Origin of the sequence: Lacticaseibacillus manihotivorans DSM 13343 = JCM 12514, from assembly GCF_001435035.1 — a bacterium.
In the GTDB taxonomy this organism is placed as follows: Bacteria; Bacillota; Bacilli; order Lactobacillales; family Lactobacillaceae; genus Lacticaseibacillus; species Lacticaseibacillus manihotivorans.
This window is the reverse complement of the sequence record NZ_AZEU01000027.1, coordinates 1-23,317: the sequence shown is the minus strand read 5'-3', so window position 1 is coordinate 23,317 and position 23,317 is coordinate 1. Positions and strand designations below refer to the sequence as shown.

The window sequence follows — 23,317 nt, the reverse complement described above, 5'->3', positions numbered from 1 at the left end:
GTCAGCCGAGGCCATAGTAGCGGCGCAAGCCGTGAAGGGCTGAACAGTAATAACTCACACTGATATTGGAGGTGGATACCATGCGACAATCGCAGAAAACAGAACAAGCTGACCGCCAGCGGAGGATAGGTCTGGAAGACCAAAGGAAAACTGGGGCGCGTAGTATGGCGTCGGGAGAAAATACGATGATGAGTGGCATTGGGTTTCAAGCCTTGATTCTCAGCAGAGAAAACCTCAATCAGGCCTATTTGCGAGTATTCAAGAATAAAGGAGCGGCGGGAATAGACGGGATGACTTTCGATGAACTCCTGCCATATCTGAAAGAACACAAGCGAGAACTACTGGTAAGTCTGGTGGATGGGAATTATAAACCTAAACCAGTTAAGCGAGTAGAGATCCCTAAGCCAAACGGTGGCGTGCGTAATCTTGGCATACCGACCGTCGTTGACCGCCTGATTCAACAAGCAGTCGCTCAGGTATTATCGCCAGTGTTTGAACAGATATTCTCCGACAATAGTTTTGGTTTTCGACCAAATCGAAGCTGTGCCGACGCAATCGCGCGCACAGTGGCGCTTTATAATTCGGGCTATCACTATGTGGTAGACCTTGACCTCAAGGCGTATTTTGATACGGTCAACCACGATATGCTTATGAAGTTTCTTGAACGCCAAATCGATGATCGCTGGACGCTTCGGCTCATTCGCCGATTTCTTACCAGCGGTACGATGAACGGCAAGATGTTTGAACGAAGTGAACAAGGTACGCCACAAGGCGGACCGATCTCCCCGTTATTGGCAAACATTTATCTCAATGAGCTTGATAAGGAACTGACCCGACGCGGCCACCAATTCGTGCGCCACGCCGACGATTGCAATATCTTCGTCAAGTCGCCACGAGCAGGTGAACACGTGCTGGCAAGCATCGCCCACTTTCTTGAAAAGGAACTGAAGCTAACGGTCAACCAAGAGAAGACGAAAGTCGTCTCTGCGACTAAGATGAAGTTTCTTGGTTTTAGCCTCTCAGTAGATAAGAACGGGGCGTATCCTCGTCCGGTGAGGCAAAGCAAAGAACGAGTGAAGCAAGCCCTGAAGAAGCTTACCAAGCGTAATCGCGGGACTTCTCTTGAGGATATGCTTGGGCAGATTCAACGCAAGATGCGTGGCTGGTCGCAATATTACTGCATTGGCAAGATGAAGAGCTTTATAGTCTCGCTAGACCAGTGGCTTCGGTCACATATTCGTCAGTATATCTGGAAGCAGTGGAAGAATACCATAACTAGAATCAATAACTTGAAACGATTAGGGCTATCAGCTAGTGATGCATACATCGCCGCCAACACTCGTAAGGGTACTGGCGAACGGCGCACAGCAAAACGCTGTACTATACCCTAACAAATGAAAAGCTGGAGCGTCTTGGACTGATAAACCTGTCCAAGACGCTCCAGCATATTCAGAATGCTTAAATTACTGAACCGCCGTATACGGAACCGTACGTACGGTGGTGTGAGAGGTCGGTAGTCGAACTAATCAACTACCTCCTACTCGATTGATTAGAAATTGATGATCTTAGTGCCATGCGCTTCAGCCACGCCTAATTCGCGGGCCACCATGTCGACGTTATCAGCAGTGATGCCACCACCTGGTAAAATGGTCAACTTGCCTTCAGCTTGTTTGACCAAGGTCAACAAATGCGGCAAGGTTTCAGTGATTGGCTCACTTAACGGTCCACCATGCGTCAAGATGCGGGCCACGTCATGTTCGGCTAACCAGTCGATGGCTTCTTGTTGGCGGTCGGCGCGAATTTCGTCGAAGGCCATATGCATGACCACATCCATCCCAGCTGAAGCGGCGATCAAGTTTTCCATCGCGTCCTCATCGAGCCAACCATCTGTTGTTAACGCCCCAAAAGTTACGGCATCAACGCCTTGGGCTTGGGCTTCGAAAATATCAGCTTCCATGATTTTAAGTTCTAAGTCGTTATAGACAAAGTTGCCACCACGTGGGCGGATCATGGCCACGACTGAAGCATCATGTTCATGAATGTAGCGCGTGCTTTCAGCCAAGACCCCTTTGGAAACCGTGGTGCCGCCAGCGGCTAAGTTGTCGTTGAGTTCGATGCGACGGGCACCAGCGGCTAAAGCTTTTGGCAATGAGGTGAAGTTTTCAACACAGACTTCTTTTAACATGCGGAACCTCCTAAGCTAAGAACAATACCAAGATGACGACGATCCCTAAGGCGATGCGGTACCACCCGAATGGCTTGAAGTCGTGAGTTTGCACGAATTTCAGCAACCACTTGATGGAAATGAAGGCGACGATGAAGGAAACGACCGTCCCAGTTAATAAAATCACCCATTGTTCGCCAGTGAAGGTGTTGCCGTTCATTAAGAACTTGCCGATTTTTAAAATCGAGACACCGACCATGGTAGGAATGGCCAAGAAGAAAGAAAACTCAGTGGCGACATAACGGCTGGCCCCTAAGATGATCGCTCCTAAAATCGTGGCACCAGAACGCGAAGTCCCGGGAACGATGGATAAGGCTTGGAACAACCCGATGAACAAAGCGGTTTGATAAGACAAGTTCGCTAAGTTCGCAATTTTTGGAGCGCGGTTTTTGAACATGTTTTCGATGACGATGAATAAAATCCCGTAAAGGATCAAAGTCGTTGCGACCACTTGTGGGGTGTGCAAATGCGCATCCATCCAGTCATTTAACGGCAAGCCGATGACGATCGAGGGGATGCAGGCGATGATCACTTTGAACCACAGCACCCAAGTGGCAGATTTTTCTGCATGGGACTTGGATGGGGCGAAGGGATTGAGTTTGTTGAAGTAAAGTAAGATGACGGCTAAAATCGCGCCAAATTGAATCACGTATTCAAACATCGCCATGAAGTCAGCGTTTTGTTGGATCTTGACCACTTGGCTGACCAAATCGATATGGCCGGTAGAGCTGACGGGCAGAAATTCCGTCAGCCCTTCGACGATCCCGATAATAATGGCTTTGAAAATGTCTAACATAGAATCCTCCTGATTGAAAGCAGCCTTGTGTGACTGCCTATAAATGAAAACCCAGCATTTTTAGTATACCTTGCGTGAAAAATATTGCCACTGATACAGGCACTTTTACAAAAATGCTACAAATTAATAGAGAGACGGCATTTTGAACGTGGGCCTCCAGCTGGCTCGTCGGTGCGTGGTGAGGGTCCTCGAGAAAGCTAACTTGAATCGTCGCTACGCTTTGATTCAAGTGGATCTTTCTCTGTGGCTTTCCGTAAGCGACAAGTCACTAACGGAAATCTCACCACGCACCGACGGCCAACTTCCGACTCACATTCAAAATGCTACTACGTTGATTGTTCAGTGAAGGTTCATTAATTATTAACGAGTTTGAATGGTTTGATTGCAAGAAAAAAAGTTCTGACCTTTTACGTTCAGAACCTTGCAGTATATATTTTTGAAATTATTCAGCAGGCAAGAAGTTGACGTTAACGGCTTCTGGTGCTGGAATGTCTGCTTGCAACCAAGTCAACTTACCAGTGGCTTCATCGCGGCGATAAAGCGTGGCGTTATCAGTGTTTTGGTTGACCACTAAGAGATACTTTTGGGTCAAATCGAAATTGAAGTCGCGAGGGAAGGACCCTTGAACCGGGATCTGTTGGATCAATTCCAAATGCAAGCCGCCGTCTTTTAAGGCAAAGACTGCCATGGAGTCGTAACCGCGATTGGAAACATAAACGAATTTGCCATCTGCAGAAATGCGGATCGCCGCAGCCCCGTTATGTTCCGTCCAAGTGGCAGGAATCGTCGCACGGGTATCGCCAATGGTGAAGGCCCCATTATCGTAATGCAAAACCGAGATTTGGCTGGAGAGTTCGCCGACTAAGTAAGCCAAATGATCGTTCAAAAAGGCGATGTGGCGCGGACCGTAGCCAACTGGCAAATGCAAAACCGTGGCTTTGCCCAACTTGCCTGCATCAGATACTGGGTAAGTGGATAAAGTGTCGTTACCGAGGTCGACTAAGACCAAACGGCCATCAGGCGCCAAAGCAGAATAATGCACATGGATGGCATCTTGTTCAGGACGAGGGCCGGAGCCACCATGTACGGCCCGATCAACTTCAACTAAAGTATGATCAGCTTGGATCTTGTAAACCACCGCGCGGCCATCGTGATAGAAGCTAGCAAAAACTAATTGGCGCGCTTCATCAATGGAGACATGGGCAGGTGAGCCACCTTTTGAAAACGTGGTGTTGATGATTTTAGCCGGATTTTGGTTCAAATCGATGGTCGCCAAGCCGCCTTCACCGTCCCCAGCGGCGCAGGCATAGGCGAAGTTGGCTTTAGAAATCGCGAGGTAAGTCGGGTTTTTGACCCCAGTGACAAAAGGTTCAGGGGTGGAAATACTGCCATTGGCGGAATCGAAGTTAGCAGAATAAATGCCAGCCCCAGTTTTTTTAGTGTAGCCGCCGAGGATCACTGTTTGTTTCATATCGAAAGCCTCCAGAAAAATAATTGCTTCTATTATAACACACGCGTGAAACCGGATACGTTGCGAGGCAAACATGTTATGATAGAAGAAAAGGTTTGCAGGAGGCTCTCATGACAATAACAATTTCGAAAGTGACCGCAATTGGCGCCAACGCGCTTGATCCCGCCGATTCCTTGGTGATTTTATTTGGGGAAAGTGCGACGCCGGCGTTGCGCGATGTGGCGGTGATCCAGCAATTCGATGATCCAAAAGCCCAATTGGCGTTGACGGTTGCGGTAGGCGATCACGTTGAAATCGATTCAGTGAGTTATTTGGTCGAGCGTGTCGGCAAACTCGCCAATCAGAATTTACAAACCATCGGCCATGTGAGCTTGATTTTTGATCAAATTCCCGATCAACCGATGGAAAATGCGCTGTACTTAGAACCGAAAGTGAAGCCACAATTGACCATTGGCAGCACGATCATCTATCTCACGAAATAAAAACAACCTCCGATTGTCGCCGCAATCGGAGGTTGTTGATTTTTAGGCTACCAAGAGGCTTTGCGGACCCCTGGGATTTGGCCTTGATGGGCAAGATCGCGGAAATTCAACCGTGAGATCCCGAACTTGCGCATGTAGGCATGCGGGCGACCATCGAGCTGATCGCGGTTATGCATCCGCACCGGGCTGGCGTTGCGCGGTAAGGTTTGCAAGGCCGCATAGTTACCTGAGGCTTTGTACTCAGCCCGAACGGCAGCGTACTTATCGACTGTGGCAGCGATTTTCTTTGCTTTGGCAATTTTTGATTTCTTAGCCATATAATTCCTCACTTTGATTTGAATTTATCTAAAAATAACTTACTTCCCGTTAGTAACAACTCATTTAGTTTAACACGGGCACTTTCAAATCACAAGTGAAATTTGACGTTTCTTGACCAAAACAAAAAGCGCGCCACCACGCAGGTGACGCGCTTTGATCTTAGTATTGATCGCCGTTAAAAATGGAGTTTTTCACGATGACATAATCGACTTTGCGCAAAGCTTCCAAATCGCGGCCGCCGGCGTAAGAAACAGAGGACTGCAGATCTTCTTTCATTTCCGTCAACGTGTCGGCAATGTGGCCTTTTAATGGTAAAAGGATCTTTTTGCCTTCGACGTTATGATGGGCACCTTTTTGATATTCAGAAGCGGAGCCATAATATTCTTGGAACATTTTGCCGTCTTTTTCGACTTTTTTACCTGGGGTTTCGTAATGGCCGGCAAAAAGTGAGCCGATCATGCACATGGTGGCACCAAAACGTAAGGACTTGGCGATGTCACCGTTGTTGCGGATTCCGCCATCGGTGATGATCGGCTTGCTAGCAGCTTTGGCACACCAGCGCAAAGCGGCCAGTTGCCAGCCGCCGGTCCCAAAGCCAGTTTTGAGCTTGGTGATGCAGACCTTACCTGGGCCGATGCCGACTTTGGTGGCGTCAGCGCCAGCATTTTCGAGTTCCCGAACGCCTTCTGGGGTGCCAACGTTACCGGCGATGACAAACGTGTCAGGGAGATATTTCTTGATGTGTTGGATCATGTCGATGACGATTTGCGAATGGCCATGCGCGATATCGATGGTGATGTATTCAGGATTCAACTTGTGGCCGGCAAGTTCTTTGACAAAGGCGAATTCTTCGGGTTTGACGCCAACCGAAATCGACGCGAACAAGCCTTTGCTGTGCATATCCGCGACAAAATCTGCCCGACGTTCGGGATTAAAGCGATGCATCACATAAAAATAATCGTTTTCGGCGAGCCATTGCGCCAGCGGTTCGTCAATGATCGTTTGCATATTAGCGGGAACAACAGGCAACTTGAAGGTGCGGCCGCCAAATTCCACGGTCGTATCGACTTCTTTGCGCGAGCGCACAATGCACTTGTTGGGAATCAGTTGAATATCTTCATAGTCAAAAATTTGCATACTTGTCGTCCTTTCAAAAACACGAACAATCTTCAATAAATCGTCGGCACTTTTCGCACCACGAGATAATATAGGCGAAGTTCGGGTAAAAGTCAAACCTAAAATGAAATTTGTAACAATTGTTCGTGTTTTAGCCGCCGATCGACTGATTTCCGAATGACAATTTCTGTAAAACCGAATTTTGTTCAACAAAAAAGCCTGCATGTGCAGACTTAAATGCGAATATTGAATGGTGCTGATGAAAATTAGAAATACTTCTTCCGCCAGAACTCGAAACCGACGACGATGCCGATCGCAATGGAAATGGCGATCGTGATGATCCAACTGGCGTGCATATTGGCCCAAGGCAGCTCCACGTTCATGCCATAAAACGAGAAGACTAACGTCGGAATCGTCAAGATGATCGAATAAGACGTCAGGAATTTCATGACCCCGTTCATGTTGTTGTTGATGATCGACGAGTAAGTATCGCTGGTTTCATTTAAGATGGAGTTGGAAATCGCAGCCATTTCAGACCCTTGCTGATTTTCAATGATGATATCATCCAGCAGATCTTGATCGTCTTCGTCTAAGCTGAGGGGATTATTGCGGCGCAGTTGATCCAACACGTTGCGGTCGGTTTTAATACTCATCATAAAGTACACCAAGCCGCGTTGGATGCCCATTAATGCGTAGAGTTCTTCGTTTTTCAAATTGTTTTGCAACTTATTTTCTAAGGCTTCGCGGGCTTTGTTGATGTCGCGCAAATAAGCTAAATAGGCGACAGTCACTTGATAAAGCATCATGAGGCTCGCTTGGTTGCGCTTGGCGGGGTTGAAGTTCGGCACCCGATTTTCAGCGAACATGGCCAATAACGGTTGGGATTGTTGATCGATGGTGATGATCGCCGTTTTGGTCAAAATAATCGCCAAAGGCACTGTTTTATAGGTGACGCGTTTTTTCTTGTCGAGGCCGGCGATGGGCATATCAAAAATCAACAGATGCGCGTCGTCATCTGGTTCATATTCGTAACGTGCGCCTTCATCAGGATCTAAGCCATATAACAGAAAGTCTTCTGGGACATGGGCTTTTTCCATTAAGCGCTGGCGTTCGCTTGCGTCAGGCGCAACAGCATTGATCCACACGCCTGGCGTGATTTTGGTTTGCGTCGTGAGCTTTGCTTTTGTATCATCGAACTTGTAGATTGCAAGCATGGCTGACCCTCCGTGGTTTCTATAGCTAACATTCTACGCGAAATTAGGCAGGCTGGCACGCCGGGAGGAAATTAATTGAAAAAAATCGATACAAAGTCACAATGGGCAGCAGGGCTGGGACCATTGTTTGCTTGTCCGGTGTGTCATGAACCGCTGTTTGTGGAAGGCCACTCGTTTGTGTGTGCTAATGCTCATCGCTTTGATCTAGCGAAAAAAGGCACGATCAACTTTTTAAATGCGCCAGTAAAAACCGAGTATACGGCGGAAATGTTGGCAGCGCGGCGGCGCGTACTACAAGCAGGGCTATTTTCGCCATTTGTCGATCGGATCGCGGCGCAACTCAGCGGGGATGAACGCTTGTTGGACATCGGTTGCGGCGAAGGGACGCCGACAGCAGATCTCGCCAAAACTGGGGCAGATGCCATTGGGTTTGATATTTCAGCACCAGCAATTCAATTAGCTGGGGCGTTGGATACGCCTGCATTTTTCTGTGTCGCGGATTTGGCGCGGTTGCCGTTTGTGGATGGTTCCTTTGATGTGTTAGTGGATTTATTTTCACCAGGCGCTTATGCCGAGTTTGATCGGGTACTCAAAGCTGGCGGGCGGTTGTTCAAAGTGATCCCAGAAGCGGATTATTTGCGTGAATTGCGCCAAGGTTTGTATGCGGGCACCCCGAAAGCTACATATTCCAATGCGCCAGTGTTGGAACGGTTTATGGCGACTTATCCAGACGCAGAAGTTTCAGATATCGAATATGATTTTCCAGTCGATGCCGCACAGTTTGAAGATATTGTGGCGATGACGCCGTTGAGCTGGCAAGCCCCGGCTGATAAGCGCGCAGCCTTGTTAGCCAACCCACCAGCCAGCATTCATGTCGCCGTCAAATTGTTACAGGTGATGAAATCTCATGCTTAGTGTTGCAAAATGCATCATGAGGTGTTAAATTACTCTTAAGCATTTTTATTTCTGGCTTTAATCAGGGCTTGCTTTTGGGAAATTGATTAAAGTTAGCGATAGGAAACTTAATTAAGGTACCGTCTCGCCGTGCTAGACACCGAGGCGGTATTTTTATGCGCGGGAAAACATGAAAATCCTCTTATTCAGGGGACATGGGGGATTTTTTGGTCACTGTGGTAGAATGAGTTAACACAAATTTTGGAGGCAATCATGGCTAATCACATCGTTTTGTTTGAACCGCTGATCCCAGCAAACACTGGTAACATCGCCCGCACCGCCGCGGCAACTGACTCTTATTTACACTTGATCAAACCGCTGGGCTTTGAAACCGACGACAAACACCTGAAGCGCGCCGGCTTGGACTATTGGGACAGCGTGAAAATCGTGTATCATGATTCGCTGGACGATTTCATGGCCACAGTGCCTGACAAGCGCTACTTGTATTTGGTCTCCAAGTTTGCGGACAAAACATACTCCGATGTCGATTATTCTGACACCACCAAAGATCACTACTACATGTTCGGCAAGGAAACCACTGGCTTGCCTGAACCCTTCATGCGCGAAAACCCTGAAAAAGCGGTGCGCATTCCGATGACTGAAAACGTTCGTGCCTTGAACTTGTCTAACTGTGCGGCGTTGGTGATTTTTGAAGCCTTGCGCCAACAAAACTTCGCCGGCCTTGAACGCACGCACACCTACGAACACGACAAGCTCAAGTAGAAAGGATCCTCATGCAACTGGTTCTTGCAGAAAAACCTAGCGTCGGCGCTGAACTGGCCCGCGTTTTAAAAGCTGATCAAAAACATGCCGGCTATTTTGAAGGCAATGGCTACATCGTCACGTGGTCGCTTGGCCACTTACTCACCTTGAAAATGCCAGAACAATATCATAAAGAATGGGCCGAGTGGACTTTCAATACCTTGCCAATGATCCCAGAAACCTTAGAGATCACCCCGCTGAAAGAAACGCGCAAACAACTCGCCGTGGTGAAATCCTTAGCCAAGCGCCAAGACATCAAAGTCGGTATCATCGCTACGGATGCTGGGCGTGAAGGGGAATTGGTCGCGCGGTATATTTTTGATTATTTGAAATTCAACCAGCCGTTGAAGCGGTTGTGGATCTCGTCGCAAACTGATGCGGCGATTAAAGATGGCTTTGCCCATTTGCGGCCAGCAACAGATTTTGAAAACTTACATCAAGCGGCCTTGGCCCGAGCAGAAGCCGATTGGTTGGTGGGCTTAAATGTGTCCCGCGCGTTGACCGTGAAGTATCATGATTCGCTGTCTGCCGGTCGCGTGCAAACCCCAACGTTAGCTTTTGTGGCCGCTCAAGAAGCCAAAATCAATCAATTTAAGCCGCAGACGTATTATCAACTTAGCGTGAAGACGCCATTGGGCAATGCCAGTTTGGATCGGCAATTTTCGGATCAACACCAAGCCCAAGTTGAAGCCGACACGTTGAGCAAACAACAATTGACCGTGACGGCAGTGAAAGCCAAGCATGAAACTGTCCAGCCACCACTGCCTTTTGACTTGAATGAATTGCAACAAGTGGCCAACCAGCAATACGGCTTCTCACCAAAACAAACGCTCAACACCTTGCAACGATTGTATGAACGCGAGAAGTTGGTCACTTATCCGCGGACGGATTCGCGCTATTTGACCACTGATCTTAAAGCCACGATGGGTGCGCGACTGGCCGCGATGGGGCGCTTTTCCAAAACTGCTGCCCAACTGGCAAAACGCGGCACAGCCCCGGATTATGTGTATAACGATGCCAAAGTCGGCGATCACTATGGCTTGATCCCCACCGAAGAAATGGTGGACCCGAGTCGGTTGGAACCAGATGAACTGAAGATCTATCGCCTGATCGCCATGCGCTTCATCGACTTGTTCAAACCGGCGTACCGCGCTGACGTGTTGACTTACACCTTAAAAGCCGGCGACCAAACGTTAACCGTGAAAACCACCAGCGTCATCGAGCCTGGGTTTAAAGATGTGGAAAAATCGACTGCAGAAGCCTTACCCGTTGGCGCCAAGCTTTCTGGCAAGTTTATCGTCAAGTCCCATCAAACGAATCCACCAGCCCGGTTGAACGAAGCGACTTTGCTGGGCAAAATGGATCACTTTGGTTTAGGGACCCCAGCGACGCGCGCCGATATCATCGATAAGCTGCAATCTGCAGGTTCGATGGAAAAGCGCGGCCGGGAACTTTTGGTCACCACCAAAGGCCATGCCTTGTTGAAACTCGTCAATCCAGACCTCGTGACACCAGATCTCACCGCCCGTTGGGAAGCACAACTGCAAGCCATCGAAAAAGGCCAAACCACCCGCAAGGCTTTCATGGGCGACATCAAGGATGCCACCAAGCGGTTAGTGCTTGAAGTTAAACAAAGTACCGTCAAATACGATGATCCCAACTTAACCATGAAGAAGTGCCCAGAATGTGGCTCGCGCTTGCGTGAAAAGGCCACCAAAATGGGCGTGAAATTGATTTGTTCGAATCCCGAATGCCACTATAGCCGCTTCCGCGATCCCAAGTTGTCCAACCATCGTTGTGCCAATTGCCACAAGAAAATGGTGATCTTAACTGGCAACAACGGCGATTACTTCAAGTGTCAAAACTGTGGCAACACCGAGCAAATGTCTGCAGCCAAAGGCAAAAAAGGCCGCGTGAACAAGCGTGAAACCCAACGTTTGATGAAGCAATATAGCAAACAAGCCGAACCTGAAGAAGAAAGTCCGTTAGCATTAGCCTTGAAAGCTGCGATGAAGCATCAAGATTAACTGAGAAAGTCTGACTGTGAGGGTCAGGCTTTTTTAGTTTTCGGCGCAAAACTATTTTCACAAAATAATATCGGTCGGAAGCCTTTTTTCATTCAGTGAGAGGGTCGTGTATAATAGGTGAGTTAAGAGCTTTGAGGAGGCAAACATGGCAACTAGACGCAAACCGACCACGCGCAAACGCAAAACCACTCGCCGCACCACCACCAAAGACCATACCTTAAATTGGGTAGGGGTCGTGTTTGTCGTGATCGGTTTATTGGCCATGTTTCGCCTTGGCCTCATCGGCGCAGTGTTCGCCAATTGCTTCCGCTTGCTCGGCGGCAACACGTTCTTATTCTTGACGGTGTTGTTTACCGGCTTTGGCGCATGGCTGGCAGCCACTGCGACCTTGCCCCACATCCGGCCGCGCTGGTTATGGGGTGGCCTACTCGCTTACGTCAGCATTCTCGTCTTAGTCACCGGCTTGTCGATGAGTCAACTCAATGTGCACAGTCATTTTGAACTGGCGATTTGGCGCACCTTGCAAAATGATTTCGCCTTAGTGACCACGACCAGTGACGCTGGCGGCGGCTTGCTTGGTGGGCTAATTTTTGGCTTATTTGCGCCGCTGATTTCCATGGTCGGCACCGAGATCCTGTTTGGCTTGTTGACCGTTGTTGGTATTTTGATCATTGCTGGCGTCACCCCGGAACAAGTTTTCAATGTGTTTCATGCGATCGGCCACGGTTGCGCGCGGGCGGTCAGTGGGTTGAAAACGGGCATCGCCAATATGCAAGACCAAGCGGCGACAAAACCTAAACGCCAGCCAAAACCGAAAGCTGAAAAGCCCAAAAAAAATAGTGAAGATAAAGATTTACCGAAACCGCGGGCAGAAGCGGATGATTTTACCATCAATGCCCCAACGCCAGCGCCGCAACCAGAACAACCCAAACCACAACCTCAGCCTGAACCAGTGGAAACTCAAACAACTGATGATGAAGCTGAGTTGGACACCGCAAGTACCGGCGCCGATTACATCATGCCGCCGATCAGCTTGTTATCCCCAGTGCAATCCGTGGATCAATCCAAAGAAGTGAATTTGATCAAGCAAAACCGGATCAAACTCAAAGATACGATGGATTCCTTCGGGGTGGATGTGTCGGTGAAGTCTGCCACCTTAGGCCCTTCGATCACCCAGTATGAAATTCAACCAGCCACTGGTGTGAAAGTGTCAAAAATCGTCAACTTAGCCGATGACTTGGCCTTAGCCTTAGCCGCTAAGGATATCCGGATCGAAGCGCCGATTCCTGGGAAATCCTTGATCGGGATCGAAGTGCCGAACACCCAAATCGCCACCGTTGGCTATCGCGACGTTTTGCAACATTCGCCGCAACATCCTGGCAAGCCTTTGGTGATCCCGTTAGGTAAAGACGTCAACGGTCATGTGCAAACCATGGACTTGTCCAAAATGCCGCACTTATTGATCGCTGGGGCTACTGGCTCTGGGAAATCCGTCATGATCAACGTGATCATCACCAGCATTTTAATGACGGCTAAACCGGATCAAGTGCGGATGATGTTGATCGATCCGAAAAAAGTAGAATTGTCGGTTTACAACGGTGTGCCGCATTTATTGACGCCAGTGGTGACGGAAGCCAAGCTCGCGCCAAGTGCGTTGAACAAGGTCCTCAAAGAAATGGAACATCGCTATGAGCGCTTTGCCGCAGCTGGCGTGCGCAATATGGGCGAATACAACAAAAAAGTTGCCCAATCTGATGATCCTGCAATGACTAAAATGCCTTACATTGTGGTGATCGTCGATGAATTATCTGATTTGATGATGGTCGCTGGTAATGAAGTGGAAACGGCAATTGTGCGTTTAGCCCAAATGGCACGGGCGGCTGGGATCCACATCATCATCGCCACTCAGCGGCCTTCGGTTGATGTTATCACTGGCTTGATCAAAGCCAATATTCCATCACGCATTGCCTTTGCGGTATCCAGTGGGGTCGATTCACGGACCATTTTGGATGCGAATGGCGCTGAAAAATTGCTTGGCCGCGGGGATATGTTGTACAAACCCATCGATGCCTCTAGCCCGATGCGGATTCAAGGCGCGTTTATCCCATCTGAGGATGTGGAAGCCGTGGTCAATGCCATTACCGATCAAGTGCAGCCGGAGTATATTGAAGAGATGGCGCCAAGCGATGCCCCAGAACCAGGTCAAAATGGCGCGTCAGATGATGAGCTGTATGATGATGCCAAAGCCTTTGTCATTCAGCAACAAAGTGCGTCGACCAGTATGTTGCAACGCCGCTTTAGAATCGGCTACAACCGCGCGGCGCGCTTGATCGATGACTTGCAACAACAAGGCATCATCACCCCACCAGATGGGGCCAAGCCACGCAAAGTCTTAGTGAATCCACCAGCTGAACAGGAGTAAACATGCGCATTGAATTAACCAAAGGCGTGGGCTTAACGGTGATCCCCACGACCCAATTTAAAACCACCCGCATCGCGGTGCATTTCTTAGCCCCGTTAGCAAAAGCTGATGTGGCGGCGCGGACGCTGTTGACCAGTGTGTTAGAAACTGCTAGCCGCAAGTATCCGACGCAATCTGAATTATCCGCCTATCTCGAAGCTTTGTTTGGGGCTAGTTTTGGCATCGGCGTGGGCAAAGAAGGGCGGATGCATCGCGTCACCGCCTCAATGAATTTGCTCAGTGATCAATTGGCCCAATCCGATTTGTTAGCCCAAGGGATGGCCTTTTTAAAGCAAGTGTTGTTTAATCCTTTAATGGTCAATGACCGCTTTGATGAGGCAATTTTTTCTCGTGAACAACACAATTTGAAACAGTATTTGGAAAGTTTACAAGAAGATCGCCAAACGCAAGCGGCTTTAGGCTTACAAGCGTTGTATTTTCAACGAGACCCTAGCCAAGCGACGCCTTCTTTTGGGACGCCTGAAGGGTTAGCGAAAGTGACGGCCAAACACTTGGTGGCAGTTTATCATCAAATGCTCACCCAAGATCGCATTGAAATCGTGGTATTAGGCAATGTTGATGAAGCACAAGTTCAGCAATTCGCTGCGGACTTTGATTTTGCACCGCGAGCATTGGCTGAAGCAGCGCTTGACGTCGAGGTGCCGGTGCATGAAGTGCTCACCGATCAAGTCAACGCCCCGGTGATTCAAGCGAAGTTAAATCTCGGCTATCATGTCGACACGGATTATTTTGGTCCGAAAGCTTATGCAACGATTGTGGCCAATGAGTTATTCGGTGGTTCTGCGTTATCCAAGTTATTCACTAATGTCCGTGAAAAGGCGAGCTTGGCTTATTATGCGTCCAGCTCCTTTGATCAAGCGCGGCATTTGGTGACGGTGCAAACTGGGATCGATGCGGAAAAACAAGCGGTTGTGCTGAAGCTGATCGGCGAACAGCTCAACCAGATCCAACAAGGCGATTTCACTGACGCCCAACTGCAAACCATGAAAGATGGCTTGATCGCCAATCGCGAAACCGCCTATGATGCGCCACGCTTCTTAGCCCGCGTCGGGTTATTAGAAAGTTTATGGCCGAGCCAACCGCATACTTTAGCGGACTATATTGCCGGCGTTCAAGCCGTCACCCGCGAGCAAGTGATGCAAGCGGCGGAAAAATTTGATTTACAAGCGATTTATTGTTTACAAAAAGAGGTGGGCTGATGGAAAAACACGATTATCCAACATTAGGCGAAGTGCTGTACACGCAAACCCTCACCAATGGCTTGCGCGTGTTGATCGTGCCAAAGCCTGATTTTCATGAAACCTATGCCTTGTTTGCCACCAACTATGGCGCCATTGACACCAGCTTTGTGCCGATAGGCGAAACTGAGATGGTGCAACAACCGGCCGGGATCGCGCATTTTCTCGAACACAAAATGTTTGAAAAAGCCGATCACGATGCCTTCGACTTATTCGGTGAAACTGGCGCCAATGCCAATGCTTACACCTCGACGACTCGGACGGCCTATTTGTTTTCTGCCAGTCGTGCGGTCGACCAAAATCTCAACACGTTATTAGACTTTGTCCAAGATCCTTACTTTACGGATAAAACCGTCAACAAAGAAAAAGGCATCATCGGCCAAGAAATTCAAATGTATCAAGATGACCCTGGCTGGCGGCTGTATTTGGGCTTATTGGGCTCGCTTTATCCCAACCACCCAGCATCTGTCGATGTCACTGGGACCATTGATTCGATCGCGACGATTACGCCGGAAATGTTATATCAAGCGCGTGCCCGCTTTTACCATCCTAGCAATATGACCTTGACGGTGGTGGGACCAGTGGATCCTGAGCATGTGATCGATTTAGTTGTAGCCAATCAAGCGACCAAGACCTTCCCAGCATCGGATTCAATCTTGCGCGGTGTGGATTGGGATCTGGACAAGCATTCAGTGATCGCTCATCGTGAATTGGCCTTGCCGGTAGTGCGGCCAAAAGTGATGGTCGGCATTAAAGGCCAAACTAAAATCGTCGATGATGAAGCCGGCTTGAAACAACAAATTGCCACACGTCTGTTATTAGAAGCCTTGTTTGGCGATTCGTCTCCGCTTTATCAACAATGGTATGACGCCGGTTTAGTGGATGATTCTTTTGATTATGGGTTTGAAGCGCAGCGGACGTTCAACTTTGCCACGCTTGGTGGGGATGCCGATGATCCCACGGCTTTGATCGATGCGTTGCAACAAGTGATCGCGCAAGGGGTCGATCAACCAGAGCTGACGCCTGAGCGTTTTGAACGCTTGAAACATGCCGCACTGGGGAAGTACGCGATGTCGTTGAACTCGATGTCAAGCATTGCCAATGGCATCAGCAGTCAAAGCTTTGGTGCGGTCAACTTGTTTGACTATCAACGACTGCTCCAAAACGTGTCATTTGAAGATGTGCAAACTGCGGCCCGCCAGTTATTTGATCCAGAAGCAGTCGCTAGCTTGATCATCTATCCCACTGATGGAGAGGAAGCGTAATATGCGTTCAGCATTGATTATCGGCGCCTCTGGTGATATCGGCACGGCTATTGCTGAAAAATTGGCCGCCGAAGGATACTCGTTGTACTTGCATTATCATGCGCATCCGGTCGATGACTTGGTGAAGCAGCTAGCGGCCAAATATCCCAAGCAGGATTTTATCCCCTTGGCTTATGATCTCACTGATCCGGAACATTTAGATGACTTGGTCGGGCAACTGTTTTCCTTGGATGCGGTGGTGTTTGCTGCCGGGCAAACGTATTATCACTTGTTTAAAGACACAACGGTTGAGGAACTAACTGCGTTGATGCGCGTTCACTTGTTGACCCCAATGGCCATGTTGACCAAGCTTGAAAAAAAGTTGGCCCAAAGCGGCCATGGTCGAATCGTTTTCATCGGGTCGGTTTATGGTGGTTCAGGTTCTGCGATGGAAGTGGCATACTCCACGGTGAAAGGTGGGCAGTCTGCTTTTGTCAAGGCCTACGCGCAAGAAGTCGCCAGTTTAGGCATTACAGTTAATGTCGTGGCGCCAGGTGCAGTGGATACGAAGATGAATCACATGTTTGATCCAGAGACTTTAGCCGCGGTTAAAGACGAAATTCCCGCTGCTCGGCTGGCAAAACCCCAAGATATCAGCTTTTACGTGGCGACTTTGCTGCAACCAGAAGCGGCTTATCTGACTGGCCAAACGCTTTATGTCACTGGCGGGTGGTTACGTTAAGTGCATCTCAACAATTTCTTAATTCATGCTCATGTCGATTCATGTTATACTGAAAATAGACATTAAATACTTAGCGGGTGAAGAAAACAAATGGATGAAATTGGGCAAAAACTGCGCACCGCCCGGATTGAAAAGGGCTATACCCTCGATGATCTGCAACAGATCACGAAGATTCAAAAACGTTACTTGATCGCCATCGAAGAAGGTAATTTCGATGCGCTGCCAGGTGACTTTTATGTGCGTGCGTTTATCAAACAATATGCCGATACAGTAGGCATCGACTCTGATGCTTTGTTGACACAATTTCAACAAGACATTCCAGATACGCAGCCCCAAGAATATGTAGAACAATCAGTTGAAAGCCAATCACGCAAAACGCGCGCTGTGGCCGACAAGCCAGTGAACAAACTGCGCCGTTATTTACCACAAATTGTGATCGCAGTGGTGGCGGTGTTGATCATTGCTGTGGCTTATGTGGTGACTTTTAAGAGCTCGCAAGCTGATAAGCAAGCAATCCCAGACACGGCCAGCTCAGTGACAGTTTCCAGCAAAAAGAAGACCAGCACGTCTAAGAAGTCTTCTAGCAAGTCATCGAGCAAATCTTCAAGTGCGTCAGACAAGTCGACGAGCTCCAGCAAGAAGAAAACCAAGAAATCTAGCTCTAGCAAAAAGGCTTCCAGCAAGTTGAGCGTGGCTGTCGCTGCTGAAGCGAACGCTGCTCAAGCCGTGACGGTGAAGAACTGGCCGACGACTGCCAACACGATTACCGTCGGCGCCTCCAAGAGTGCGGCTTGGGTCGAAGTCTTGATCAATGGGACGGCTACTTGGCAAGGGACGTTATCTGCCGGTGCTGATCATACGGTTGACTTGCCAGCTGGCACCACGAGCTTTGCGGTGAAGTCTGGGAATGCGACGACGACGACCATTAAGTTGAACAAGACCAATGTGGATATCTCCAGTGGGACCAGTTTTGTTCGAACCATCAACTTTACAACGGAAAGTGCGGGTAATTAAGGGTGAATTTACCAAATAAATTAACGCTGATGCGGATGATTTTGATTCCAATCTTCACGTTATTGTTAGTGTTTAATTGGCCAGCCGGCGCCGTGTCCGTATTCGGCGAACCAGTGGCCACTAGCTGGTTTGTTGGGGTGATCATTTTTATCGTGGCGTGCTTGACGGATTTTGCGGATGGCCAAATCGCGCGGCGCAACCACCTGGTGACTAATTTCGGGAAGTTTGCCGATCCTTTGGCAGACAAATTGTTGGTCATGACCGCGTTCATCTTCTTGGCAGTGCGCGGCTCCGTGCCTGCTTGGGGTGTGGCGATCATCTTGTGGCGGGAACTGGCAGTGACTGGCTTGCGCTTGTTGCTGGCAGGTAGCGGTGAAGTGATGGCTGCGGCTTGGCCTGGTAAAATCAAAACCAATGCACAAATGTTTGCGATCATTTTCTTAATGTTCAACAACTTTGGCTTAGGATTGCGCATCGACTTGATCTTGTTTTACTTGGCGGTATTCTTCACGATTTACTCCGGGACTGAATACTTCTACAAGAACCGCGGAGTTTTCTCCGATTCGTTCTAAATTTTCAACGCAGTGCCGCCCGAGTGGTGGCCTGCGTTTTTTGGTTTCCCAGTGGCTTTTGAAGCTAGCCGTGGCTGCGTTGCTTCAAAAAACGCGACGCGATCAGCACAAAATATTTTTTAAAAGGTGGTAAGCACATGCAAGCAGAAATCATTGCCGTTGGGACCGAAATTCTTCTAGGTCAAATCGTTAACTCTAATGCCAGCTTCTTAGCCAAACAATTTGCCGATTTAGGCATTGATAGCTTAAATCAACAAGTGGTCGGTGATAATCCTGAGCGGATGGAACAAGCGTTACAACTGGCTGATTCACGCGCTGATGTGGTCGTGTTGCTCGGCGGCCTTGGTCCGACCAAAGACGATTTGTCCAAACAAGTGTTGGCCAAACATTTAGGTGTGCCCCTTGCCACTGATCAGCCGGCTCACGATAAGTTGGCGCATTATGCCGAACAGCAACATCACACAATGACGGCCAACAATTGGGTGCAAGCCCAGTATCCTGAAGGCGCTCATGTGTTGGCCAATCATGTCGGGTTAGCGGTTGGGGCAGTGTTTGAAGCGCCGGGACATCGCTACATTTTACTACCTGGGCCACCTAAGGAATTCAAGCCGATGGTGTTAGATCAACTGGTGCCATACTTGTTGAAAGTCCTTGGCGGCAATGCGGTGTTGAAAAGTAAAGTGTTACGCTTCTTTGGCATCGGTGAGTCAGCGTTAGTCACAGAACTGCAAGATTTGATCGAAAATCAAACCAACCCAACTATCGCGCCTTACATTAAAGATTGGGAAGTCACGTTGCGGATCACGGCCAAGGCTGAAACGCCTGAAGCAGCGCAAGCTTTGATTGCCCCGATGCAAAAAGCCGTGTTAAATCGCGTTGGCCAGTACTTCTACGGATTTGGTGATGATAATTCACTAGCGCAAGTGGCCGTGCATGCTTTATCGACGCATCATCTGACGTTGACGGCGGCAGAAAGTTTGACTGCTGGGGCGTTCCAAGCTGCATTAGGCGATGTGCCCGGCGTTTCTGAGTGGTTTAAAGGCGGATTTGTGACCTATAGCAACCACACCAAAGCCTTATTCCTGGGCTTAGATGAAGCGAAAATCAATGCCGATGGCGCCGTCAGTGAACAAACTGCGATTGCAATGGCTGACGGGGCGTTGAGCAAAGCTGAAGCAGATATCGCCATTTCATTTACTGGGGTGGCTGGACCGGGACCTGCCGAAGGCCAAGAAGCTGGGACGGTGTGGATCGGTTTGGCACAATCGGGGAAGCCGACGACTGCGGCCTTGTATCATTTTCCAGGCGCGCGAGCAGATGTCCGCGGCCGGGCGGTGAAAGCGGGATTATTTACGATTTATCAGGCGTTGAATGAATAATTGAAAATTTATTTTGGGCCGAGAAGATGATTCTCGGTTTTTTTGCGTATTTATATAGTGAAGGGGCGATCACTATGGAAAAACGCAAAACCTGGTGGCTGTTGTTGAGTGTCGCAATTGTGAATGTTGGTGGTATTGTGGTGCAGGCGTTGGTGTGAATCGGGCCGGTGTTTCGCAGCCAGTCTAGCGCAGTCGGTCGGTGGTTATTGTTGTGGAACTTGGTGCAAGGGTTGTTGGTGGTGGCCAGTGGGTATTTAGGCGTCAGCTCTTATTTGAAAGAGCAGCGTAAGGCGACTCGAGCGACGGAAGTGGAGTTGTTTGATCATACGATCGATGCACTTGGCTATTTCAATGATGACGTAGTGCCTGAAATGGATCGATCGATTGCGACTTATCTTGAATTATTGCATCCGTTGCATCTTGGTAAGCACTTAACCAAAGCACAGCGGTACTTGTTAGGTAATGTAATTAAAGAGTCGCATTTTGAAAGAGTATTTCAGCGACTGAATGTCTTGTCTGGGTTCGTTCATTATGATATGATCAATGAATCTCAAATGTACGCGAGTGTCTGGGACGAGCTGTCACGGTTGCTAAACGTTCCTTTTTTTGAAGAAATTGTTGTAGAATCTCAAAAACAACGGTTAATGAACAATTATTTGGACTTCATTGAGTCCTCAAAGAAATATGCCGCAGAAACTAAGCTGCGAAGGAGTTGAGATTAATGTATACAAAGGCGGATCTGCATTATCAGGTTGCTTCAGACGAAGAGCTTCGTGGAATCTTAGAGGTTTTGAATGACCCGAGAATTCCTGATACCGCATTAAAGACAGACCTGTTGTATCGATCACCAGATGACTTAATTACTCGCGATCGTGCAGAAATGGCAGAAAATGCCCGTCACCTATCACTGGGACGGATGAGATTTCGCTTTCGCTGAGTGAATGTGATCAGTTAACGCGGCACCAAAGAATAAACTTTGACCCCAATGGACAGCCCGCCAGCTGTCCATTTTTGCAAGCGTTAACCGGCATTGCATACCAAGCCATGATTGACTTGCAGGCGCGGGTTCGCTACAATCGAATAGTATTAACTAATTCTATAAAATAGCATCAGTGAACGTTCTATTAGAACCATCGCTATGATGATGCGGAGGTGAACAGATGAGCTCAGGAACATGGGCCGCAATTATCCTCGTCGCGATCATCGCCTTAGCGATCGGGGTTTGGATTGGGAACATTATCCAGCAACGCAAGCACCAACAAAGCTTAGATCAAGCGCATGACAGCGCAACTGGGATAATTGAGGCCGCTAAAAAAGAAGCATCCACGCTTAAAAAAGAGACCTTGATCGAAGCCAAAGATCAAGCGCATGAGTATCGCAGCCAAGTGGAACAAGAGTTACAAGATCGCCGCAATGAAGTGCAAAAAGCGGAGAATCGTAACGTTTCACGGGAAGCGACGCTGGATCATCGCGACGACACGCTGGATCGTAAAGAACAAAGCCTGTCTGATCGAGATGCCAATTTAAATGCCAAGCAGCAACAACTAGATGAACGTGAAGCTAGTATTGCTGCCATCATTGCCGAACAACAAAAGACCTTAGAACAAGTCGCGGAATTGACCAAAAGCCAAGCCCGCGACCGGATCCTGACTGATACCAAAGCCGAACTTGCCCATGAGCGAGCAAAGCTGATCAAAGAAAGTGAAACCGAAGCCAAAGACACTGCCGACAAACAAGCCAAAATGCTGATCGCCCAAGCGATCCAGCGTTCGGCTTCTGATGTGGTGGCCGAATCCACTGTCACCGTGGTGAACTTACCAAACGATGACATGAAAGGCCGCATCATTGGCCGTGAAGGGCGCAACATTCGCACGTTGGAAACGCTCACAGGGATCGATTTGATCATCGACGATACGCCAGAAGCTGTAGTGTTGTCTGGTTTTGATCCGATCCGCCGTGAAATTGCGCGCATGGCGTTGGAAAAGTTGATCCAAGATGGCCGGATCCATCCGGCTCGCATTGAAGAAATGGTGGATAAAGCCCGCAAAGAAATGGATGATCGCATCCGTGAATTTGGGGAGCAAGCCATTTTTGATATCGGGATCCACAACATGCACCCAGACTTGATCAAAGTCTTGGGCCGCTTACACTTCAGGACTTCTTATGGCCAAAATGTGCTCGATCACTCCATTCAAGTGGCAAAACTTGCCGGGGTAATGGCAGCCGAGCTCGGTGTTGATGTCACCATGGCGAAACGCGCCGGATTATTGCATGATATCGGCAAAGCACTAGATCATGAAGTTGACGGCTCTCACGTTGAAATTGGCGTCGAGCTGGCAACGAAGTACAAAGAACCAGCAACAGTGATTAACGCAATCGCGTCACACCACGGGGATGTCCCAGCAACCAGTGTGATTTCCGTGTTAGTGGCCGCAGCTGATGCGATTTCTGCGGCGCGTCCAGGCGCTCGTAGCGAATCGCTGGAGAATTACTTGCACCGCCTTGAAAAGCTGGAATCCATCGCCAACGCCTATCCAGGTGTCGACCACTCCTTTGCGATTCAAGCCGGCCGCGAAGTCCGCGTGATCGTGCAGCCTGACAAGTTGTCAGACGAACAATCCGTGGTATTGGCGCGCGACATTCGCAACCAAATCGAAAAAGAACTGGAATATCCAGGGCATATCAAAGTCACCGTCATTCGCGAAAAGCGGACGGTGGAATATGCCAAATAGTCAAGAGATGCGTCTACCAGTGATGGTGGGCGTATTTTGTCTTGACGTAGTGAATTGCATGTCAAGCAGCATTCGAATTTCAAGTAGTGGGATATAATATGATTTTCGTATTACTACTTTTAGCAATCATCTTCATGTGCCCATTAAAACAGAATATACATGATACAATAAACATCGTAGCGTTGTAATTCTACCTACAAATACAAACACAAAGGTCGAACTTGATGAAACGTATTCACCCTCTACAACTTGCTGTTTTGGTAATCGAATTCTTGATTACGTTCAGCTGGAATTTGATGATGCCTCTGATGAACGATGATTTAACCTTTGCATCCCTGCCGTCTGTTGCGAGTCTTTTTCATGCGAGCTTTCACGATTATTTTTACTGGAATGGCCGTTTCTTTGGTCAAATCATTGCCCGGCTGCTGGCGTTTATGCCACACATTGCCAGCTCCGCATTAAACGGTCTTGCATTTATATTGCTCACGTATTTGATGGTGTCGCGCGGCACGCTATTCCGGCGGCCAATATTCAAAATAATCCGGCGGAA

At 48.7% G+C, this 23,317-nt stretch carries 21 protein-coding genes and 1 pseudogene; 16 read left to right on the top strand and 6 right to left on the bottom strand.

Going from position 1 to position 23,317, the window contains the following annotated elements; genetic code table 11:
- Positions 1-80 precede the first annotated feature (80 nt).
- Positions 81-1,462 (top strand): annotated as a pseudogene (ltrA, locus tag FD01_RS01865) (group II intron reverse transcriptase/maturase).
- Between the two features lie 87 nt (positions 1,463-1,549).
- Here ltrA and FD01_RS01860 read toward each other — a convergent pair.
- From FD01_RS01860 to FD01_RS01850, 3 genes are all read right to left on the bottom strand, one after another.
- Positions 1,550-2,185 carry a copper homeostasis protein CutC gene (locus FD01_RS01860; RefSeq protein WP_054714947.1) on the bottom strand — a complete coding sequence of 212 codons (636 nt, stop codon included), beginning with the start codon at positions 2,183-2,185 and terminating at the stop codon, positions 1,550-1,552.
- Between the two features lie 10 nt (positions 2,186-2,195).
- On the bottom strand, positions 2,196-3,020 hold the full coding sequence (locus tag FD01_RS01855; RefSeq protein WP_054714949.1) for an undecaprenyl-diphosphate phosphatase: 825 nt from the start codon (positions 3,018-3,020) through the stop codon (positions 2,196-2,198).
- A 442-nt stretch (positions 3,021-3,462) separates the two neighbouring features.
- Entirely contained in the window at positions 3,463-4,491 is a 1,029-nt protein-coding gene (locus FD01_RS01850; protein ID WP_056962407.1) for a lactonase family protein, read from the bottom strand.
- Positions 4,492-4,601: 110 nt separating this feature from the next.
- Between FD01_RS01850 and FD01_RS01845 the strand changes: the two genes are divergently transcribed.
- Positions 4,602-4,973: a PTS glucitol/sorbitol transporter subunit IIA gene (locus tag FD01_RS01845; protein WP_056962406.1), complete on the top strand. Its 372-nt coding sequence runs from the start codon at positions 4,602-4,604 to the stop codon at positions 4,971-4,973.
- A 47-nt stretch (positions 4,974-5,020) separates the two neighbouring features.
- Here FD01_RS01845 and rpsN read toward each other — a convergent pair whose 3' ends face one another.
- From rpsN to FD01_RS01830, 3 genes are all read right to left on the bottom strand, one after another.
- On the bottom strand, positions 5,021-5,290 hold the full coding sequence (gene rpsN, locus FD01_RS01840) for a 30S ribosomal protein S14 (RefSeq protein WP_054714954.1): 270 nt from the start codon (positions 5,288-5,290) through the stop codon (positions 5,021-5,023).
- 160 nt (positions 5,291-5,450) lie between these two features.
- Positions 5,451-6,428 carry a GMP reductase gene (locus FD01_RS01835; RefSeq protein ID WP_056962405.1) on the bottom strand — a complete coding sequence of 326 codons (978 nt, stop codon included), beginning with the start codon at positions 6,426-6,428 and terminating at the stop codon, positions 5,451-5,453.
- Positions 6,429-6,673: 245 nt separating this feature from the next.
- Complete coding sequence (locus FD01_RS01830) at positions 6,674-7,621, bottom strand: magnesium transporter CorA family protein (protein WP_056962404.1); 948 nt, start codon at positions 7,619-7,621, stop codon at positions 6,674-6,676.
- 75 nt (positions 7,622-7,696) lie between these two features.
- Between FD01_RS01830 and FD01_RS01825 the strand changes: the two genes are divergently transcribed.
- From FD01_RS01825 to FD01_RS01760, 14 genes are all read left to right on the top strand, one after another.
- A complete protein-coding gene (locus tag FD01_RS01825) occupies positions 7,697-8,536 on the top strand; it encodes a methyltransferase domain-containing protein (protein ID WP_056962403.1) in 840 nt (279 codons plus the stop codon).
- Between the two features lie 252 nt (positions 8,537-8,788).
- Entirely contained in the window at positions 8,789-9,298 is a 510-nt protein-coding gene (gene trmL, locus FD01_RS01820; RefSeq protein WP_054714957.1) for a tRNA (uridine(34)/cytosine(34)/5-carboxymethylaminomethyluridine(34)-2'-O)-methyltransferase TrmL, read from the top strand.
- A gap of 11 nt (positions 9,299-9,309) precedes the next feature.
- A complete protein-coding gene (locus FD01_RS01815) occupies positions 9,310-11,364 on the top strand; it encodes a DNA topoisomerase 3 (protein WP_056962402.1) in 2,055 nt (684 codons plus the stop codon).
- Positions 11,365-11,509: 145 nt separating this feature from the next.
- The gene (locus FD01_RS01810; protein ID WP_056962401.1) at positions 11,510-13,786 is read left to right on the top strand and encodes a DNA translocase FtsK; all 2,277 of its coding nucleotides are present in this window, start codon (positions 11,510-11,512) and stop codon (positions 13,784-13,786) included.
- Between the two features lie 2 nt (positions 13,787-13,788).
- Positions 13,789-15,045 (top strand): EF-P 5-aminopentanol modification-associated protein YfmF, encoded by a 1,257-nt coding sequence (gene yfmF, locus FD01_RS01805; protein WP_056962400.1) that lies wholly within the window; start codon positions 13,789-13,791, stop codon positions 15,043-15,045.
- The gene (yfmH, locus tag FD01_RS01800; protein WP_056962399.1) at positions 15,045-16,349 is read left to right on the top strand and encodes an EF-P 5-aminopentanol modification-associated protein YfmH; all 1,305 of its coding nucleotides are present in this window, start codon (positions 15,045-15,047) and stop codon (positions 16,347-16,349) included. The genes yfmF and yfmH overlap by 1 nt, the downstream gene beginning before the upstream one ends.
- 1 nt (position 16,350) lies before the next feature.
- Positions 16,351-17,070, top strand: coding sequence for an elongation factor P 5-aminopentanone reductase (gene ymfI / locus FD01_RS01795; protein ID WP_056962398.1), 720 nt, complete (start codon positions 16,351-16,353; stop codon positions 17,068-17,070).
- A 90-nt stretch (positions 17,071-17,160) separates the two neighbouring features.
- A complete protein-coding gene (locus FD01_RS01790) occupies positions 17,161-18,084 on the top strand; it encodes a helix-turn-helix domain-containing protein (protein WP_054714959.1) in 924 nt (307 codons plus the stop codon).
- A gap of 2 nt (positions 18,085-18,086) precedes the next feature.
- On the top strand, positions 18,087-18,656 hold the full coding sequence (gene pgsA, locus FD01_RS01785; RefSeq protein ID WP_054714962.1) for a CDP-diacylglycerol--glycerol-3-phosphate 3-phosphatidyltransferase: 570 nt from the start codon (positions 18,087-18,089) through the stop codon (positions 18,654-18,656).
- Positions 18,657-18,793: 137 nt separating this feature from the next.
- Positions 18,794-20,035, top strand: a complete 1,242-nt coding sequence (locus FD01_RS01780; RefSeq protein ID WP_056962397.1) for a competence/damage-inducible protein A — start codon at positions 18,794-18,796, stop codon at positions 20,033-20,035.
- Between the two features lie 221 nt (positions 20,036-20,256).
- Positions 20,257-20,751 carry a hypothetical protein gene (locus FD01_RS01775; protein ID WP_152164819.1) on the top strand — a complete coding sequence of 165 codons (495 nt, stop codon included), beginning with the start codon at positions 20,257-20,259 and terminating at the stop codon, positions 20,749-20,751.
- A gap of 5 nt (positions 20,752-20,756) precedes the next feature.
- On the top strand, positions 20,757-20,972 hold the full coding sequence (locus FD01_RS01770; protein WP_054714967.1) for a hypothetical protein: 216 nt from the start codon (positions 20,757-20,759) through the stop codon (positions 20,970-20,972).
- 223 nt (positions 20,973-21,195) lie between these two features.
- The gene (gene rny, locus FD01_RS01765) at positions 21,196-22,767 is read left to right on the top strand and encodes a ribonuclease Y (protein WP_056962396.1); all 1,572 of its coding nucleotides are present in this window, start codon (positions 21,196-21,198) and stop codon (positions 22,765-22,767) included.
- A gap of 224 nt (positions 22,768-22,991) precedes the next feature.
- Positions 22,992-23,317, top strand: a 326-nt coding sequence (locus FD01_RS01760) for a DUF6056 family protein (protein ID WP_156647254.1), incomplete at its 3' end; no start/stop codon positions are given.